Origin of the sequence: Komagataeibacter rhaeticus, assembly GCF_003207855.1 — a bacterium.
Lineage (GTDB): Bacteria > Pseudomonadota > Alphaproteobacteria > Acetobacterales > Acetobacteraceae > Komagataeibacter > Komagataeibacter rhaeticus.
Map to the genome: position 1 here is coordinate 1 of NZ_NKTZ01000063.1, position 514 is coordinate 514.

The 514-nt window shown below is 64.4% G+C and carries 1 protein-coding gene; it reads right to left on the minus strand.

Annotation, left to right across the window (positions count from 1 at the left end):
* On the minus strand, positions 1-510 hold a 510-nt coding region (locus CFR78_RS15960; RefSeq protein ID WP_181417560.1), incomplete at its 3' end, for a MobA/MobL family protein.
* Between the last annotated feature and the right edge of the window lie 4 nt (positions 511-514).

A 514-nucleotide genomic window follows, 5' to 3' on the forward strand; every position in this document is an offset into this window, starting at 1 on the left:
CTCCCGTGTGGAAAACCGCTCCCGCCCATGCCCGTCTTTCCCAATGGCAACCAGATCCGGACACGCTTCCACCTGAACCATGACAGCACTGAACTGTTCCGCGTCTGCCGTATGCCGGTCCACGAACCGCGCCAGGTCCTGGCGGGTGAATGTACTCTGCTGTCGGGTCAGCGCCTCCAGCGCCACATGCGGCTCGGCCAGCAACCTTTCGCCATTGCGCCGCGCGATCTCCAGATGGTCGGCAACCCGTTCCGCGTCCTCGCCCCGCTCTTCCCGGCGCATCCCGGCCGGACCGATCTTGTTCTGCGGCTCAAGGTCGATCCCCTGTGCGGCAAACGACCGATGGTCGATCCGCACATCCAGATCCAGTTCGGCCAGCCGTTCATTGGCGAGCGACGCCCACCGCTCCCGCCACGTCAGCAGCAGATCCTTGTCATTCCATGAACGCTCTTTCGCACCGAACCCGATGGAAGGCTGATCCTGCGCCAGCCCCAGGCCTTCATGCCGCAACCGT